This window comes from Maritimibacter sp. HL-12, from assembly GCF_900177545.1.
Classification (GTDB): domain Bacteria; phylum Pseudomonadota; class Alphaproteobacteria; order Rhodobacterales; family Rhodobacteraceae; genus Sinisalibacter.
Genome location: NZ_FXBQ01000001.1, coordinates 468,876 through 484,977 on the forward strand (window position 1 = coordinate 468,876; position 16,102 = coordinate 484,977).

A 16,102-nucleotide genomic window follows, 5' to 3' on the forward strand; every position below is an offset into this window, starting at 1 on the left:
GTTTCAGGAATGCGATCCTGTGGCCGCCAAAACAGCAGACTCCCTGCTTTGAAATTGCACGATTCCGATCTTTCTCTCCTGGCACCCCGTGGCAGGGGCGGCGACGCGCCAACGCCTCCAAGGTTTTTTCGGCGGTTCTGAAGGCAGGTGTCAATGCGTGACCGCGACACGGTATGGACCGATTTTTTCCTCGCGGCCTTGAGCTTCGGGCTGGTCATCGCCCTGCCCGCGATCAACGGGGTGCCGGGGCTCTACGCGCTGTTGTTCGCCGCGCTCGGACTGGCCGCCCTGCTGGGCGGCATCTGGCACGGCTGGTTTTCCGGGGCGCAGGTCGGCCTCGGCGGGGCCATTTGGCTAGGCGTGCTGACCGCCATTGGCGGGGCAAATCTCGCGCTCTGGCTGATAGCGGCAGACCTTCTCGGGGCACGAGGGTTGGTCCTGGTCGGCTGGGGCCAGTTGGCGGTGTTCCTCCTGCTCGCGCTCCTCGTCAGCCGCGGTTTCCTGCTTGCATCCGGCTTCAGCCTGCCGCCGGTGCTGCTGCTGCTCGCCGCACATGGCTGGAAGCTGGTCGAGGGCGGTGGCAGCGTTCATGCCTTCGGGCTGGCCGGGTTCGCCACCGCGCTCGCAGGTGCCGCGTTGCAGGCGGCCCGCATTGGCCTGCCGGCGCTCGGGCTCGGCCACAACGCGCTCTATCACCTGATGCAGGCACTCGCCCTCACGCTGGTGTTCTTCTCGGTTTGAGGGCCTGCACGGGGAATTGCCGGACCAGCTTTCCCGGCAGGCAGCCTCGGTATTCGCGGCTCCGGAGGAAACTGCGTCAATGCGCCGGCACGGGGCCATGGATGCTGAACCCACCGGGATCGAATGATATGTGCGGGGAAGAAGTGGCAGCCCGTAGGGGAATCGAACCCCTCTTTCCAGGTTGAAAACCTGGCGTCCTAACCGATAGACGAACGGGCCACTCTGTCGGTGCGGCGGTTTCTAGGCAAAGGCCAAGGTGAGGGCAAGAGGATTCTTTTCGCCGCCGGAGAAAAAAACGGCCCGGCGGGACGGCCCGCGCCTGTGCCGCGATGGGAGCCGGTGTCACCAGGGAACGCCAGAAGGCCTTTTGGCGCGTTTTCGCACGCCCGAACGCATCGTCCGGGCCGCGACCAGGGCGGTTGGTGCAGGGCCATCCAACCCGAACTTGCGCCCCCATATCCACCCGGGCGCAGGGCGGGCGGGCGTGTCAGGCTGGCGAGACCGGAGCGGCGTCTTCAAGCCGCAGCTGCGGCATCGTGCGACCGTTCCAGTGGTTGAGGTCAAGTCGCCCCGCGAGGTGGAAGCGCGCGCCGCCATGGCCGGAAAGCGCGGGGCCGAGGGGGGTATCGAAGGCGCCGAAGGCAATCGCTTCGAGGCGCGCCCCCAGACCGTCGGAAAACGCGATCTTGAGGTGGTTCTGGCCCACCGGCTTGGCGAAGTCGATCGCCACGTCGGGGAAGGCGAAGCGCGGCGCGGGTGCGCCCGCGCCGAAGGGCCCGGCGGCCTCGATCTGCTCGATGAGGTCGACCGTCGCGGCGCCCGGCATCAAAAGCCCGTCGAGATCGAGCGCGCGCGGCCCCATCGCGCCGGCACCCTGCCGCGCCAGAAGGTCCGAGAGCCGCGCCATTGCCGGTTCGAGCTGGGCCCGCGTCAGGCTGAGCCCCGCCGCCATCTTGTGCCCGCCCCCGCGCGTGATCAGGCCTTCGGCGGCGAGTTTCTGAACCGCCGCGCCAAGGTCGATTCCGGTCACCGAGCGGCCCGACCCCTTGCCTTCGTCGGCCTCGAAGCCGATCACCACGGCGGGGCGGTGGGCGGCTTCCTTGAGCCGCGAGGCGACGATGCCGACGACACCGGGGTGCCAGCCATCCGCCGCCGCCCAGACCAGCGGCGCATCGAAGCCGCGCGCCTCGGCCTGCGCCAGCGCGCCCGCAAGCACGCCGGCTTCGATCTCGCGCCGCTCGCTGTTGAGTGCGTCGAGCCGTTCGGCCAAGGCCCGCGCCTCGTGCGGATCTGTGCTGGCGAGCAGGCGTGCACCGAGATCGGCCGCGCCGATCCGGCCGCCGGCATTGACCCTTGGCCCGAGCAGAAAGCCGAGGTGATAGGTGCTGGGCGCGGTGTTCATCCGCGCCACGTCGGCCAGCGCCACAAGGCCGGGGCGGGCGCGCCGCGCCATGATCTTGAGCCCCTGCACCACCAGCGCGCGGTTGGCCCCGACCAGCGGGGCCACGTCCGATACCGTCGCCAGTGCCACGAGATCGAGCAGCGCGATCAGGTCGGGCCCGGACCGCGCGGCTTCCCGCAGCCGCCGCCCGGCCTCGACCAGCAGCAGGAACACCACCCCCGCCGCGCAGAGATAACCGGGCGCATCCGCCTCGTCCTGCCGGTTCGGGTTCACCACCGCGAGCGCGGGCGGCAGGGTTTCGCCGCCGAGGTGGTGATCGAGCACCAGCACATCGGCACCCTTGGCCACGGCGGCGGCAATCGGCTCGTGCGAAAGTGTGCCGCAATCGACGCAGACGATCAGTCCGTGATCATCCGCGAGCATCTCCATCGCCGGCACGTTGGGGCCGTAGCCTTCCTCGATCCGGTCGGGGATATAGAGCGTGGGTGCCTGACCGAAGCCCCGCATCCAGTCGATCAGGAGCGCCGCGGAGGCGCCGCCGTCAACGTCGTAATCGGCGAAGATCGCAACCCGTTCGCCCTTGTTCATGGCACCGAGAAGCCGTTCGGCGGCGGCTTCCATGTCCTTCAATCCGCGCGGGTCTGGCAGGCTGTCGCGCAGCGTGGGGGCAAGGAAGGCCGCCGCCTCGGCCGCCTCGACGCCGCGCCGCGCCAGCACGGCACAGACGGCGCGCGGCAGGCCGGTGGCCTGTTCAAGCGCCTCGGCGTGGCGGGCGAGCTCGATCGAGGGGCCGAGCCAGCGCCGCCCGGTGAGGCTGGAGTCAACGTCGAGAAAGGCAGACATAGCCAGACGTCTAGTGGATCCGGCCGGCCCTGACCAGCCTGCTCCCGGTTCAACCGGCGGGGGTCTGATCGCCTGCGGCTACCCCTCGTCCGGCGCAAAGATCGACTTGCGCCCGCGGATCTCCAGCATCCGGCGCGAGCGGGTGGTTTTTCCGTCCTTCGACACCAGCAGCACCGGCGCTTCCTTGAGCTTCTTCTCGATGACGATGACGGAATCGTGGAACTGCACCGATCCGACCTGCGACGCGGCGGGATGAAGCGGGAAGCGGTCGTCCTCGTCGGTATACCAGGAGTGCATCCGGTCGACGAGATCCTTGGCGGATTCGATCATGCTGGCGGGGTTGCGGAAGCCGCCGCCAAAACCCGGCCAGTAGCTGGTGTGGCTGTCTTCGACCACGTAAAGGCCGCCGTCCTTCAGGTGCGGCCAGAGGTGCGAAAAACTTGCCTTCTGCTGGTGCATCATGTGGCCGCCATCGTCGATGATCAAATCGAACGGCCCGTGCGCCTCGGCCAGCGCCTTGAGAAAACCCGGATCGGCCTGGTCGCCGATCTCGATCTCGATACCGGGCTCGTCGAAACGCCGGCACCCCGGGTCGATATCGGCGAAGACGAGCTTCGCACCCGACCCGAAAAAGCCCTTCCACATCCCGATCGAGCCGCCTTCGAAGATCCCGATTTCGAGGAAGGCGATATCCGGACGCCCCTGCCATGGGCCAAGCAGGCGGTCGTAGAGATCGAGGTAATGCGCCATCTTGTAGATCGCGCGGGCATCGGTCCGGTCGAAGTAGTCGCGGAAATAATTCGGCATCAGGTCTTTCGCGTTTGCGCAAGGATTGCGGCCCATAATGGAGACCCAAACCCCCGAGGCAAGCGATTTGCCCCGGTATCTGTTGTCAGCCGGAGCGCGGCTCGGCTACGAAGGATCAAGGGTTTGTGAGGTGCAAACGCGTGATGCCGACCGGGACGTGATGACGGAAACCAAGCAAACAGCGCTCGAACTTGCGCTCGCATCGGCGGACGAGGCGTTTCGCGCGGGCCGGATGGAAGCGGCGCTGGTGGCGCTCGGAGAGGCCCGCGCGCTTGGTGCCTCGGTGCGCCAGACCGCGCGCCAGGAGGCGCTTGCGCTCACCGCGCTCGGACGCCACGGCCAGGCGGTGTCGGCCCTTCGCCCCTTGCTGAAGGCGGCTCCGAAGAATTACGACTATCTCAACCTCCATGGCGTAATGCTGAAACGGGCGGGCCGGCTTGCCGAGGCCCGGGAGGTTCTGCAACAGGCGGTGCGGCTGAAGCCCGGCGCGGTCGCGGCATGGCAGAACCTTGGCAACGTTCTGGAGGCGCTCGGCGAGATCGCGGGCGCGGCGAAAGCGTTTCGCAAGGGGATCGGCGTGGCCCCCACGTCAGCGGAGCTGTGGCGCCTGCATGGCCGGGCGCTTGCCGCGCTCGGCCAGATCCCCGAAGCGCTCGAAAGTGCGCGCAAGGCCCATGCGCTGGCACCGGACGATGCCGAGATTGCAGCCCTGCTGATCGACCTTCTGCAACGCGCAGGGTTTGACGACGAAGCCCGCACACTGGCCGAAGGTCTGCGCACCAAGGCCCCCGAAACGCCCGGTTTCACGGTGATCGAGGCGCGCCGGGCATTCCGCGCCGGGGACAGTGCCCGCGCGCTGGAACTGCTCGAAGCGCTGATCGCGCGCGACCCGGGCCACCTCGAAGGCAACCTGTTGCTCGCCCATGTGCTCGGCGATGGCGACCGCGCCGGGGCCAATGCCGCCTACGCGCGCGCCGTGGCGGCGCACCCGGACTCGCTCGTCGCGCTCAACCGCTGGATCGACAGCCTCGCGCGCAGCCGCTACGGCAGCGAGGTGGAGCACCTCGAAAACGCCTATGCCCAGGCGAAGCGGCTGATGGGCCGTTTTCCCGACAGGTTGCACGAGGCGGCGCGCGCGCTGCGCACCGTGCTGATGCGGGTGCTCGACGAAGAGCGTTTCGCCATGACCGGCACGCTCGACAGGCTCCTGCCGCGATGGCTGGCGGAGGGCACCCATTCGGCGGTGCATTACGAGCTTGGGCAGGTGCAGACGCTGGACGACCGGCTGAAACTGGTCGAGTGGCACCGTGACTGGGGGCGCAAGGCCAGCGCCGGCATCCGCCCGGTTTGGGAAACATCGCTGCACGCGGCCTTTCCGGCCCCGCCGCTCGCCACCGGGCGCAAGCTCAGGATCGGCTTCATGTCGTCGGATCTGCGCAACCACCCGGTGAGCTATTTCGCATTGCCGCTGCTTGAAGGCTATGACCGCGCGCGCGTGGAGGTGTTTTGCTACTCGTTCTACGAGCGCCCGCCCGACCGGGTGCAACAGCACATCGCGAAGCGGGTCACCGCCTTCCGGCACTGGCCGAAACGTCCCAACCAGCAGGTGGCCGAGGGCATCGCCGCCGACAACCTCGACATGCTGTTCGAACTGGGTGGCTCTACGGCGATGAACAAGCTGATGGTCATGGCCCATCGCCCGGCGCGGATCGGGGCAAGCTGGCTCGGCTATCCGCATTCGGCGGGGCTCGAACAGATCGACATGATCCTGACCGATCCCTACCTCCGCCCCGACGATCCGCGCCTGCTGATCGAACGGCCCTTCGAGATGCCCGAAAGCTGGGTGGCGATGTCGCGGATGTTCGGCGCGCATGAGATCGCCGAAGGCACGCCCGAGGCGCGCAAGGGCCACCTCACCTTCGGCACGGCGAACAACCCCTACAAGTTCACCCCTGCCTGCCTCGATGCCTGGGCCGCGGTGCTGCGCGCGGTGCCCGGATCGCGCTTTGTGTTCCTTCGGCCAGAGGCCGGGGCGGTGAGCTTCATTGCCAACAGCCGAGCGGCCTTCGCGAAACGCGATGTCGATCCCGCGAGGCTCGACTTCATCGGCGTGCGCGGCGACCACATGCGCCATTACAACGAGATCGACATCGCGCTCGACAGCCTGCCCCATGTCGGCGGCACCACCACCTGCGAAGCACTCTGGATGGGGGTGCCCACGGTGAGCCTCGTCGGCCCCGGCTTTCCCGAGCGGCTGAGCTATTCCAACCTGTCGAACGCAGGGCTGGGCGATCTGGCGGTGTTCTCGGTGGCCGATTACGTCGCCACCGCCGCCGCCCTGGCCGAAGACCGCGCCCGGCGCGAAGCTCTCCGACAGGGCCTGCGCGGGCAGATCCGCGCCAATCCTCTGGGCCAGCCGGAGCGGTTCACGACAGCGTTCTACGATCTTGCACGAAAGGTGGCATCGGAATGAAGGCAGTGATCCTCGCAGGCGGGCGCGGCACGCGGCTCGCGGAAGAAACCGGGCTGAGGCCCAAGCCGATGGTGGAAATCGGCGGGCGGCCGATCCTGTGGCACATCATGAAGATCTACGCTGCCCACGGGATCACCGATTTCATCATCTGCCTCGGCTATCGCGGCTGGCAGATCAAGGACTACTTCCTGAACTATGCCCGGCGCGCCTCCGATCTCACCGTCGATCTCGCCACCGGTGCGGTGGATGTGCTGCGCCCCGGGGTGGAGCCATGGCGGGTGACGCTGATCGACACCGGCGAGGCCACCCAGACCGGCGGGCGGCTGAAGCGCGTGGGCCACCTGCTGGAGGGGGAAAGCGCCTTCTGCATGACCTATGGCGATGGCTTGGGCGATGTCGATATCACTGCCGCGATCGCCTTTCACGCGGCCCACGGGCGGGCGGCGACCGTCACCGCCGTGACCCCGCCGGGGCGCTTCGGCGCATTGGCGCGCGAGGATGAGCTTGTGCGGGCCTTCACCGAGAAGCCGGCGGGCGACGGCGGCACGATCAACGGCGGGTTCTTCGTGCTCTCGCCCGCCGTGCTCACCCGGATCGCGGGCGATGCGACGCATTGGGAGGATGCCCCGCTCAAGGGGCTGGCGGCGGATGGCGAGTTGATGGCCTTCGAGCATCGCGGCTTCTGGCAGCCGATGGACACGCTGCGCGACCGCGACCAGCTCGAGGCGCTCTGGGCCGGGGGGCAGGCGCCTTGGAAGACGTGGTAGCCCAGCCTTCACGCCGGTTCTGGGCCGGCAGGCGCGTGCTCCTGACCGGGCACACCGGCTTCAAGGGGGCCTGGGCCGCGCGGATGCTGGCCGGGCTCGGGGCGGAAGTGACCGGCTTTGCGCTCGATCCGGTGCCGGGGTCCTCGGCCTTTGCGGCGCTGGAGGCTGGCGAGGTCCTGCACGATGACCGGCGCGGCGATCTGCGCGATGCCGACGCGGTGCGAGAGGCCACGGCGGGGGCCGATATCGTGCTTCACATGGCGGCGCAGGCGATCGTTTCCGAGGGCTTTCGCGATCCGGCGGGCACCTGGGCCAGCAACGTCACCGGCACGCTCAACCTGCTCACTGCCCTGCGCGGCGCGGGCGCGGCGGCGGTTGTGGTGGTGACCTCCGACAAGGTCTATCGCAACGACGCCCGGCGCGCCTTCATCGAAACCGACGCGCTTGGCGGGGGCGACCCCTATTCCGCCTCGAAAGCCGCCTGTGAGATCCTCGTGGAAAGCCACCGCGCGGCGTTCTCCGATCTGCCGCCACTGGCCACGGCGCGGGCGGGCAACGTGATCGGCGGCGGCGATTTCGGGCGCGACCGGCTGATCCCCGACCTCGTGCGCGCGCGGCTCGCAGGCGCGCCATTGGCGTTGCGCAGCCCTAACGCCACGCGCCCGTTCCAGCATGTGCTCGACGTGGTTTCGGGCTATCTTCTGCTCGCCGAGGCGATGGCTGAGGGGACCGCGCCTGAGGCGGTCAACTTCGGGCCGGACGAAGCGGAGCTTTCGGTCACCGATATGCTGGCGCATTGGGAAGCGGCTTCCGGCGAGGTGGTCGATTGGCGGCCCGCCGATGGCCCGGCGATGGCCGAGAAGCCGCGGCTCGCGCTCGACAGTTCGCGCGCCCGCGCCCGGCTTGGCTGGGCACCGCGGCTCACGACCGCCGAGGCGGTGGCCGACACCGCCACATGGTATCGCGACTGGGCGGGAGGCGCGGCGATGGCGCCCGCCGCCGATGCCGCGATCGGCCGCTGGACCGGGGCGTGACGATGGAAGGGGCGATCAGCCATTGCCGGGCCTGCGGCGCGCCTCTGGGCGAGGTGTTCTGCGATCTGGGCATCATGGCGGTGGCCAATTCCTACCTGCCGCCCGAGGCCGACCCCGCCAGGGAACCGCGCTTTCCGCTCCGCGCGGTCGTCTGCCCCGCCTGCCGGATGGTGCAGCTCGATCACGTGGTGGACGCAAGCGGCATCTTCCGCGATTACGCCTATTTCTCCTCCGCCTCCGCCTCGTGGCAGGACCACGCGCGGCGCTACTGCGAAGCGATGACCGACCGGCTCGGGCTCGGGCCGGGTTCGCTGGTGGTCGAGGTCGCCTCGAACGATGGCTACCTGTTGAAGAACTTCGTGGCCGCTGGCGTGCCCTGTCTTGGTGTGGAGCCTGCCGCTAACGTCGCAGAGGTCGCCATCGCCGCCGGGGTGCCGACCGAGATCGCGTTTCTCACCCCCGAAACGGCGGCTCGCATCGTGGCGGCGCAGGGGCGCGGGGCTGATCTCGTGATCGCCAACAACGTGCTCGCCCATGTGCCCGACATCAACGGCTTCGCCGAAGGGCTGGCCACGCTTCTTGCCCCGGAGGGCGTGCTCACGGTGGAAACGCCGCACCTCCTTGAGCTGGTCGAGGGCGTGCAGTTCGACACGATCTATCACGAGCATTTCGCATATTGGTCGCTGCTCGCGGTGGAGCACCTGTTCGCCCGACACGGGCTGACGGTGTTCGACCTCGAACACCTGCCCACCCATGGCGGCAGCCTGCGGCTTTTCGCCAGCCGATCGGCACGGCCCGCGTCGCAGGCGCTGCTGGCCCAGCGCCGCGCCGAGGCGGAGCGCGGGCTGGAGGGGGATGACTTCTACCGGGGGTTCAACGCAGCGGTCGCGGAGGTTCTGGCCGGATTCCGAGATTGGCTCGCCGAGCGTCAGGCCGAAGGCAAGCGGCTCGCGGGCTACGGTGCGGCGGCGAAGGGCAATACCTTTCTGAACGCCGCCGGGGTCATCGCGACCGACTTCATGGCGGTCGCTGATGTTTCCCCCGCCAAACAGGGCCGTTTGCTGCCGGGAAGCCACGTTCCGGTGGTGTCGCCCGAGGCGCTTCTGGCGCTGGCACCCGACGAGATCCTGATCCTGCCATGGAACATCGCGCCGGAACTCACGGCGCAACTGCGCGGCGCGGGCTTCACCGGCGGGCTGTGGACGGCGGTGCCCGAGATGCGGAGGCTGTGATGCGGTTCGATCCCACCCCCCTGCCGGGCGTATTCGAGGTTTCCAGCCCGGCGCAGGAGGATGCGCGCGGCGGCTTTCGCCGAACCTGGTGCGCCGAGAGCTTCGCGCGGGCGGGCGTCGAATTCATGCCCTTTCAGGCCAGCCTGTCGACCAATCCCCACGCCTACACCCTGCGCGGCATGCATTGGCAGGACGCGCCGCACGGCGAACAGAAGCTGGTGCGCTGCGTGGCGGGCGCGGTCTGGGACGTGGCGCTCGATCTGCGGCCCGGCTCGCCCGGCTTCCGGCGCTGGCACGGGGTGCGGCTTTCGGCCGAAGCGGGCAACGCGCTGTTCCTGCCGCGCGGTGTGGCGCACGGGTTTCTGACCCTCACGCCCGGCGCGGTGGTAGACTACCTGATCGACGCAGCCTACGCACCGCAGGCCGCGCGCGGGCTGCGCTGGAACGATCCCGCCTTCGCGGTTCACTGGCCCGCGACGCCCGAGGTGATCTCGGAGCGCGATCGCTCATGGCCGGATTTCAGCGATGGCTGAGCCGGTGCTGCTGACCGGCGCGCGCGGCTTCGTCGGGCGGGCAGTGCTGGCCGAACTGGTGGCGCGCGGCGTGCCGGTGCAGGCCGTGAGCCGGAGCGCGGGCGCGCCTCAACTTGGCGTCACATGGCACCGCGCCGATCTGCTCGACCCCGCCGCGCGCGCGCGCCTGCTTGCGGAGGCGCGCGCCCCGCGGCTCATCCACTGTGCCTGGGAGATCGAACACGGTGCGTTCTGGACATCGCCCGCCAATGACCTCTGGCGCGCGGCCTCGCGCGACCTCGTGGCGGGGTTTCTCGCCGGTGGCGGCCAGCGCGTGATCGCCCTTGGCAGTTGCGCCGAATACGACGCGGCCGCGCCGGGGCCATGGAATGAAGCCCGCCCGCTCGCCCCGGCCACGCGCTATGGCCGCGAAAAGGCCGGGCTGTTTTCTGACCTTGAGCGGATTGCCGGCGAAAAGCTGCTCTGGGCACGGCTGTTTCACCTCTACGGCCCGGGCGAAGACCCGCAACGGCTGATCCCGTCGCTGATCGCCGCCTTGCGCGATGGTCACCCGGCCGAGGTGCGCGCGGCCCGGCTGGTGCGCGACTACGCCTCCACCGCCCATGTCGCGCGAAGCCTTGTTCGCCTGCTCGACAGCCCCGCATCAGGCGCGATGGATATCGGCTCCGGCGAGGCAAGAACCTTGGGCCAACTCGCCGCTATCCTTGCAGAACTCGCCGGGCGGCGCGACCTTCTGCGCCTCTCCCACACCCCGTCACCGACCGATCCGCCGTCGATGGCCCCAACCCTCGAACGGATGCGGGAAAACCTCGGGATGGCCTGCGAGCGCCCCGAAACCGGCCTCGCCCGGCTCTGGCAGGCGACGACGGCATTTTGACTCCCCACCGACCGCCCGGCGAAAAACTCATGGTGAGTGGCCAGCCGGGGTGGTTTGTCTCGCGCGGTCGTGATCCGGGCAAGACTTGAACAAAAGGAGAACATGTGCGATCATGAGGTAAGAATTCGTGGAGGTTTGCCATGTATGACACCGTCCAACTGCCGCCAACGCCCAAGCAGCTCGACTATGCCCGCGCCATCGCCCGCAGGCTCGATACCGCAATCCCCCGTGCGGGTCTGGAAGATCGGCGCGCGCTTTCGGCCTGGATCGACGCGCACAAGCCCGGTGCCGGCCATGCGCCCGGGGCAACCTCGCGGCAGGTGGCCTTTGCCGAGAAGATCGCGCGGATCAAGCGCCGGGCAATCCCGGATGAATGCTTTCGCGATGCCGGGCTGATGTCGCGCTGGATCGACGCGAACCGCTGAACGGCTCAGAACCGGCGCAGCTTCGCCACCAGCGCCAACTCGCCCACGGTGAGGAAGATGCGCACGAGGTGGTGCAGTGTCACGATAGCCGGGTTGGCCGCGATCGACAGCGCGATCAGGCCCATTTCCACCACGCCGCCTGGCGCGAAGCTCACCACCAGCATGTCGACGGGCAGATCGCTCAGCCGGGCCACGACGAGCGAAAGCGCGATGCCGAGGCCCATCATCCCGGCCACCGAGACGAGCGAAAGCCCGGTTCCCTTCACCAGCATCGACCGGGTCATGCCGGTGAAGCGCATCCCGAGCCCGGTGCCGAGAACCACCTGTGCCACCGCCAGCAACCAGGGCGGCGCGCTGATATCGACAATTCCGGTAAGCACCAGCGCCCCGGCGAGCACCAGCGGCCCGAGCAACTGGCCCGCCGGCAGACGCAGCCAGATCCCGAGCGCCACCCCGGCCAGTGCCAGTGCCAGCGCCAGCGCCACGCTGAGCAGATCGCCAGCGGCCCCGGGGGCGAAATTCTGGCCCGCCGCCGAGCCGACCGGGTAGCCCTCCCAGATCGACATCCCAACCGGCACCAGCGCCACCACCGCGATGATCCGAAGAAATTGCATCAGCGTCAGCAGGCGCACATCGGCACCCGCCGCCTCGCCAATGGTGATCGATTCGATCAGCCCCCCCGGGCTGCCTGCGAAATAGGCGGTGGCGCGGTCGTAGCCACCGAGCCGGCGGAAAATGGCGTAGTTCATCGCGTGCGCCCCGAGCACGAAAACCGCCATGGCCGGGATCGAAACCAGCATCAAGGGCAGGAGCGCCGCCACCGCCGGCGTGAGTTGCGCGCCGATCAGAACCCCGATCACGCCGACGAAAAGCATCCGGAAACGCTGCGAGAAAACGTAGCCTTGCGGGAAACGGTGTTGAAACAGGGCCACCGCCAGCGCCGAGGTGATCAGGCTGCCCAGCATGTAGGGCAGCGGGGCACCGAGCCGCGACAGCAGCCAGCCGCCGGCCGCCCCGCACAGCAGCAGGAGCACGGTGAGCGTGATGTGGGAGGCGGGCGGGCGGCTCATGGCGGCATCTAGCCTTGGTATGCGACGGGCTACAAGGCCCTCATATGTTACGGCATCTCCGCCGACCACCCGATCTCGTAACGTTTTGCTTGCGCCGAATCGCGGTCGAATGTATCCCTGACCGTGCGGTCGGCTTTTCCAGCAGCCTGGTCAGGGCCGACAGGATCAGGGAGGACAGGCCAGATATGGCAGACGCGTATATCTGTGACGCGCAGCGCACACCCATCGGTCGCCATGGCGGCGCGCTCGCCCCGGTGCGCACCGACGATCTCGCGGCGATCCCGATCGCCGCGCTGATGCTGCGCAACCCGGATGTGGACTGGGCGAAGGTCGACGACGTGATCTTCGGCGACGCCAACCAGGCCGGCGAAGACAATCGCAACGTTGCGCGCATGGCGGCCCTGCTCGCGGGCCTGCCCGTCGACGTGCCGGGCACCACGATGAACCGGCTCTGCGCCTCGGGGATGGATGCCGTCGGCACCGCCGCGCGCGGGATCAGGGCGGGCGATTACGATCTGGTCATCGCCGGCGGGGTGGAGAGCATGAGCCGCGCCCCCTTCGTGATGCCGAAAGCCGAGGCCGCCTATTCCCGGTCCAGCGCGGTCTACGACACCTCGATCGGCTGGCGCTTCGTCAATCCGAAGATGCACGAGATGCACGGCACCGACTCGATGCCGGAAACGGCCGACAACGTGGCTGCGGATTACAACGTCAGCCGCGAAGACCAGGATGCATTTGCCGCCCGCAGCCAGGCCCGCTGGGCCGCGGCGCAGGCCGCCGGGCGCTTTGCCGAGGAGATCTGCCCGGTGAGCGTGCCGCAGCGCAAGGGCGAGCCGTTGGTGGTGGACACCGACGAGCACCCCCGCCCCGGCACTACCGTTGAAATGCTGGCGAAACTGCGCGGCGTCAACGGCCCCGACAAGAGTGTGACCGCGGGCAACGCCTCGGGCGTCAACGATGGCGCGGCGGCCCTGCTGATCGCCTCCGAGGCGGGGCTTCACGCCCATGGCCTCACCCCGATGGCCCGGATCGTGACGATGCAGGCGGCGGGCGTGCCGCCCCGGATCATGGGGATCGGTCCGGTGCCGGCCAGCCGCAAGGCGCTGGCCAGGGCCGGGCTGACGATCGAGCAGATGGATGTGATCGAACTCAACGAGGCCTTCGCGAGCCAGGGCCTTGCCACCCTGCGCGAGCTTGGCCTGCCCGACGACGCACCCCATGTAAATCCCAATGGCGGTGCCATCGCCATGGGCCACCCGCTCGGCATGTCGGGTGCGCGACTGGTGCTCACCGCGGCCTACGAACTGCAACGAACCGGCGGACGCTACGCCCTGTGCACGATGTGCGTGGGCGTGGGCCAAGGTGCCGCCATCATCCTCGAAAGGGTCTGACCATGTATGCACAAATGGTGAAATCCACCGGCCAGGGCGTGAAACCGCGCGAGGAAATGTCCGAGGAAGAACGGCATTTCCAGGACCGCGTGGACGCGGGCGAGAAGATCGAGCCGAAGGACTGGATGCCCGAGGGCTACCGCAAGACGCTCATTCGCCAGATCGCGCAGCACGCGCACTCGGAGGTCGTCGGCCAGCTTCCCGAGGGCAACTGGATCACCCGCGCGCCGACGCTGGAACGCAAGGCGATCCTGCTCGCCAAGGTGCAGGACGAGGCCGGCCACGGGCTTTATCTCTACTGCGCGGCGGAAACCCTGGGCGTGAGCCGCGACGACCTGACCGAAGCGCTGCTTTCGGGCAAGATGAAATATTCCTCGATATTCAACTATCCCACCCTGAACTGGGCCGATATCGGCGCCGTGGGCTGGCTGGTCGACGGCGCCGCGATCATGAACCAGGTGCCGCTGCAACGCACCTCCTTCGGCCCCTACAGCCGCGCGATGATCCGGATCTGCAAGGAAGAGAGCTTCCACCAGCGCCAGGGCTACGACATCATGATGAAGATGGCGCAAGGCACGCCGGAGCAGAAGCGCATGGCGCAGGAAGCGATCAACCGCTTCTGGTATCCCTCGCTGATGATGTTCGGACCGTCGGACAAGGACAGCGTGCACTCGGCGCAGTCGATGGCCTGGAAGATCAAGATCAACACCAACGACGAGCTGCGCCAGAAGTTCGTCGACCAGACCGTGCCGCAGGCCGAATACCTCGGCCTCACCGTGCCCGACCCCGATCTGAAGTGGAACGAGGAAACCGGGCACTACGATTTCTCCGAGCCCGACTGGGCGGAGTTCTACGAGGTGCTCAAGGGCAACGGCCCCTGCAACACCGAACGCCTCGAAGCCCGCCGCAAGGCCTGGGAAGACGGCGCATGGGTGCGCGACGGGCTGATGGCCCATGCCGAGAAACGCGCCGCCCGCACCGCCGCTCAATAAGGGAGAACGCAATGTCGAAAGAATGGCCCCTCTGGGAAGTTTTCATCCGCGGTCAGCACGGGATGAGCCACCGCCACGTCGGGTCGCTGCACGCGCCGGATGCCGAAATGGCGATCAAGAACGCGCGTGACGTCTACACCCGGCGCAACGAAGGCGTGAGCATCTGGGTCGTCGAGGCCCGGCACATTGCCGCCTCCTCGCCCTCCGAGAAAGGCCCGCTCTACGAGCCGAGCGAGTCGAAGGTCTATCGCCACCCGACCTTCTTCGACATTCCTGATGAAGCGGGGCACATGTGATGGACGAAGCCCTGTTCGAATTCTGCCTGCGGATGGGCGACAACACCCTCGTGCTCGGCCACCGCGTGTCGGAATGGTGCGGCCATGCGCCGGTGCTTGAGGAAGACATCGCGCTGGCCAACACCGCGCTCGACCTGATCGGCCAGACCCAGTTCTGGCTCGGGCTTGCTGGCGAGGTCGAGGGCAAGGGCCGCGACGCCGACGCGCTCGCCTTCCGCCGCGACGCCTGGGATTTCCGCTCGGTTCTGCTGGTCGAGCAGCCCAACGGCGATTTCGGCCAGACGATCATGCGCCAGTTCCTGTTCGACGCCTGGCAGTCGATCATCCTCGACCGGCTGAAAGGCTCGTCCGATGACCGCGTGAAGGCGATTGCCGAAAAAGCGTCGAAAGAGGTGGCCTATCACTTCGAGCGCTCGCGCGACACCGTGGTCGGCCTTGGTGACGGCACCGCCGAGAGCCACGCCCGGATGCAGGCGGCGCTCGACAAGCTCTATCCTTACGTCGGCGAGCTCTTCGGTGCCGACGCGACCGACCGCGAGATCGCCGAGCGCGGCATCGCCCCCCTGCCCGCGGATCTGCGCGAGGCTTACGACGCGCTGATCGCAGAGGCGATGGTCGAGGCCACGCTCACCCTTCCCGACAGCCGCTGGACCCATACCGGCGGGCGCGACGGCTCGCGCCATTCCGAACATCTCGGCCACCTGCTGACCGAGATGCAATGGCTCCAGCGCGCCTACCCGGACGCGAGATGGTGATGACGCCGACGACGGAGGAGGTCTGGGCCTGGCTGGGCGAGGTGCCCGACCCGGAGATCCCGGTGATCTCGCTCACCGATCTTGGCATCATCCGGGCGGTGGCCTGGGAGGGCGACACCCTCGCGGTGACCGTCACGCCGACCTATTCCGGCTGCCCGGCCACCTCGCTCATCAACTTCGAGATCGAGCGGGCGCTGCGCGCGCACGGGGTGGAGAAGATCGCGCTCAAGCGCCAGATCTCGCCGCCCTGGACAACCGACTGGCTCACCGAAGAAGGCCGCGCGAAGCTCGAAGCCTACGGGATCGCACCGCCGCAGCCTGCGGGCGGCCCGGACAAGTGCCCGCACTGCGGCAGCACCGAGTTGGAACGCATCAGCCAGTTCGGCTCGACCCCCTGCAAGGCGCAATGGCGCTGCAAGGACTGCCTTGAGCCGTTCGACTATTTCAAATGTATCTGAGGGACA

The 16,102-nt window shown here is 68.3% G+C and carries 16 protein-coding genes and 1 tRNA gene; 13 read left to right on the forward strand and 4 right to left on the reverse strand.

From position 1 onward, the window contains the following. Positions 1-153: 153 nt before the first annotated feature. Positions 154-741: a DUF6962 family protein gene (locus B9Y97_RS02350; RefSeq protein ID WP_085525250.1), complete on the forward strand. Its 588-nt coding sequence runs from the start codon at positions 154-156 to the stop codon at positions 739-741. A gap of 144 nt (positions 742-885) precedes the next feature. Here the strand turns inward: B9Y97_RS02350 and B9Y97_RS02355 are convergent. From B9Y97_RS02355 to B9Y97_RS02365, 3 genes are all read right to left on the reverse strand, one after another. Further along, a tRNA-Glu gene (locus B9Y97_RS02355) sits at positions 886-960 on the reverse strand. Between the two features lie 268 nt (positions 961-1,228). After that, the gene (gene recJ / locus B9Y97_RS02360; protein ID WP_085525251.1) at positions 1,229-2,986 is read right to left on the reverse strand and encodes a single-stranded-DNA-specific exonuclease RecJ; all 1,758 of its coding nucleotides are present in this window, start codon (positions 2,984-2,986) and stop codon (positions 1,229-1,231) included. 78 nt (positions 2,987-3,064) lie between these two features. Continuing rightward, positions 3,065-3,793 carry a class I SAM-dependent methyltransferase gene (locus B9Y97_RS02365; protein WP_085528056.1) on the reverse strand — a complete coding sequence of 243 codons (729 nt, stop codon included), beginning with the start codon at positions 3,791-3,793 and terminating at the stop codon, positions 3,065-3,067. 130 nt (positions 3,794-3,923) lie between these two features. Here B9Y97_RS02365 and B9Y97_RS02370 point away from each other — a divergent pair, with 130 nt between their 5' ends. The 7 genes from B9Y97_RS02370 (at position 3,924) to B9Y97_RS02400 (ending at position 11,134) form a co-directional block, all read left to right on the forward strand. Next, positions 3,924-6,266 carry an O-linked N-acetylglucosamine transferase, SPINDLY family protein gene (locus tag B9Y97_RS02370; protein ID WP_176224275.1) on the forward strand — a complete coding sequence of 781 codons (2,343 nt, stop codon included), beginning with the start codon at positions 3,924-3,926 and terminating at the stop codon, positions 6,264-6,266. Next, positions 6,263-7,033: a glucose-1-phosphate cytidylyltransferase gene (rfbF, locus tag B9Y97_RS02375; RefSeq protein ID WP_085525253.1), complete on the forward strand. Its 771-nt coding sequence runs from the start codon at positions 6,263-6,265 to the stop codon at positions 7,031-7,033. The genes B9Y97_RS02370 and rfbF overlap by 4 nt, the downstream gene beginning before the upstream one ends. After that, entirely contained in the window at positions 7,027-8,067 is a 1,041-nt protein-coding gene (gene rfbG / locus B9Y97_RS02380) for a CDP-glucose 4,6-dehydratase (RefSeq protein WP_085525254.1), read from the forward strand. The genes rfbF and rfbG overlap by 7 nt, the downstream gene beginning before the upstream one ends. A gap of 2 nt (positions 8,068-8,069) precedes the next feature. Then, positions 8,070-9,299: a class I SAM-dependent methyltransferase gene (locus B9Y97_RS02385; protein WP_085525255.1), complete on the forward strand. Its 1,230-nt coding sequence runs from the start codon at positions 8,070-8,072 to the stop codon at positions 9,297-9,299. Further along, entirely contained in the window at positions 9,299-9,832 is a 534-nt protein-coding gene (locus B9Y97_RS02390; RefSeq protein WP_085525256.1) for a dTDP-4-dehydrorhamnose 3,5-epimerase family protein, read from the forward strand. The genes B9Y97_RS02385 and B9Y97_RS02390 overlap by 1 nt, the downstream gene beginning before the upstream one ends. Beyond that, positions 9,825-10,709, forward strand: coding sequence for an NAD-dependent epimerase/dehydratase family protein (locus B9Y97_RS02395; RefSeq protein ID WP_085525257.1), 885 nt, complete (start codon positions 9,825-9,827; stop codon positions 10,707-10,709). Before B9Y97_RS02390 ends, B9Y97_RS02395 begins: the two co-directional genes overlap by 8 nt. 140 nt (positions 10,710-10,849) lie before the next feature. Beyond that, positions 10,850-11,134, forward strand: coding sequence for a hypothetical protein (locus B9Y97_RS02400; RefSeq protein WP_085525258.1), 285 nt, complete (start codon positions 10,850-10,852; stop codon positions 11,132-11,134). Positions 11,135-11,139: 5 nt separating this feature from the next. Here the strand turns inward: B9Y97_RS02400 and B9Y97_RS02405 are convergent, their stop codons facing one another. Further along, positions 11,140-12,204: an AbrB family transcriptional regulator gene (locus B9Y97_RS02405; RefSeq protein WP_085525259.1), complete on the reverse strand. Its 1,065-nt coding sequence runs from the start codon at positions 12,202-12,204 to the stop codon at positions 11,140-11,142. Positions 12,205-12,389: 185 nt separating this feature from the next. Between B9Y97_RS02405 and pcaF the strand changes: the two genes are divergently transcribed. From pcaF to paaD, 5 genes are read left to right on the forward strand one after another with little or no spacing between them, the layout of a single operon-like run. After that, entirely contained in the window at positions 12,390-13,595 is a 1,206-nt protein-coding gene (pcaF, locus tag B9Y97_RS02410) for a 3-oxoadipyl-CoA thiolase (protein ID WP_085525260.1), read from the forward strand. Positions 13,596-13,597: 2 nt separating this feature from the next. Continuing rightward, the gene (gene paaA, locus B9Y97_RS02415; protein ID WP_085525261.1) at positions 13,598-14,587 is read left to right on the forward strand and encodes a 1,2-phenylacetyl-CoA epoxidase subunit PaaA; all 990 of its coding nucleotides are present in this window, start codon (positions 13,598-13,600) and stop codon (positions 14,585-14,587) included. An 11-nt stretch (positions 14,588-14,598) separates the two neighbouring features. After that, the gene (gene paaB, locus B9Y97_RS02420) at positions 14,599-14,883 is read left to right on the forward strand and encodes a 1,2-phenylacetyl-CoA epoxidase subunit PaaB (RefSeq protein WP_085525262.1); all 285 of its coding nucleotides are present in this window, start codon (positions 14,599-14,601) and stop codon (positions 14,881-14,883) included. After that, positions 14,883-15,638: a 1,2-phenylacetyl-CoA epoxidase subunit PaaC gene (gene paaC, locus B9Y97_RS02425; RefSeq protein WP_085525263.1), complete on the forward strand. Its 756-nt coding sequence runs from the start codon at positions 14,883-14,885 to the stop codon at positions 15,636-15,638. The genes paaB and paaC overlap by 1 nt, the downstream gene beginning before the upstream one ends. After that, entirely contained in the window at positions 15,638-16,096 is a 459-nt protein-coding gene (gene paaD, locus B9Y97_RS02430) for a 1,2-phenylacetyl-CoA epoxidase subunit PaaD (RefSeq protein WP_085528057.1), read from the forward strand. Before paaC ends, paaD begins: the two co-directional genes overlap by 1 nt. Positions 16,097-16,102: the final 6 nt, after the last annotated feature.

Coding starts and splice junctions, on each gene's coding strand:
- B9Y97_RS02350 (WP_085525250.1), top strand. CDS start 154: ATGCGTGACCGCGACACGGTATGGACCGATTTTTTCCTCGCGGCCTTG.
- recJ (WP_085525251.1), bottom strand. CDS start 2,986: ATGTCTGCCTTTCTCGACGTTGACTCCAGCCTCACCGGGCGGCGCTGG.
- B9Y97_RS02365 (WP_085528056.1), bottom strand. CDS start 3,793: ATGCCGAATTATTTCCGCGACTACTTCGACCGGACCGATGCCCGCGCG.
- rfbF (WP_085525253.1), top strand. CDS start 6,263: ATGAAGGCAGTGATCCTCGCAGGCGGGCGCGGCACGCGGCTCGCGGAA.
- B9Y97_RS02385 (WP_085525255.1), top strand. CDS start 8,070: ATGGAAGGGGCGATCAGCCATTGCCGGGCCTGCGGCGCGCCTCTGGGC.
- B9Y97_RS02390 (WP_085525256.1), top strand. CDS start 9,299: ATGCGGTTCGATCCCACCCCCCTGCCGGGCGTATTCGAGGTTTCCAGC.
- B9Y97_RS02395 (WP_085525257.1), top strand. CDS start 9,825: ATGGCTGAGCCGGTGCTGCTGACCGGCGCGCGCGGCTTCGTCGGGCGG.
- B9Y97_RS02400 (WP_085525258.1), top strand. CDS start 10,850: ATGTATGACACCGTCCAACTGCCGCCAACGCCCAAGCAGCTCGACTAT.
- B9Y97_RS02405 (WP_085525259.1), bottom strand. CDS start 12,204: ATGAGCCGCCCGCCCGCCTCCCACATCACGCTCACCGTGCTCCTGCTG.
- pcaF (WP_085525260.1), top strand. CDS start 12,390: ATGGCAGACGCGTATATCTGTGACGCGCAGCGCACACCCATCGGTCGC.
- paaA (WP_085525261.1), top strand. CDS start 13,598: ATGTATGCACAAATGGTGAAATCCACCGGCCAGGGCGTGAAACCGCGC.
- paaB (WP_085525262.1), top strand. CDS start 14,599: ATGTCGAAAGAATGGCCCCTCTGGGAAGTTTTCATCCGCGGTCAGCAC.
- paaC (WP_085525263.1), top strand. CDS start 14,883: ATGGACGAAGCCCTGTTCGAATTCTGCCTGCGGATGGGCGACAACACC.
- paaD (WP_085528057.1), top strand. CDS start 15,638: ATGACGCCGACGACGGAGGAGGTCTGGGCCTGGCTGGGCGAGGTGCCC.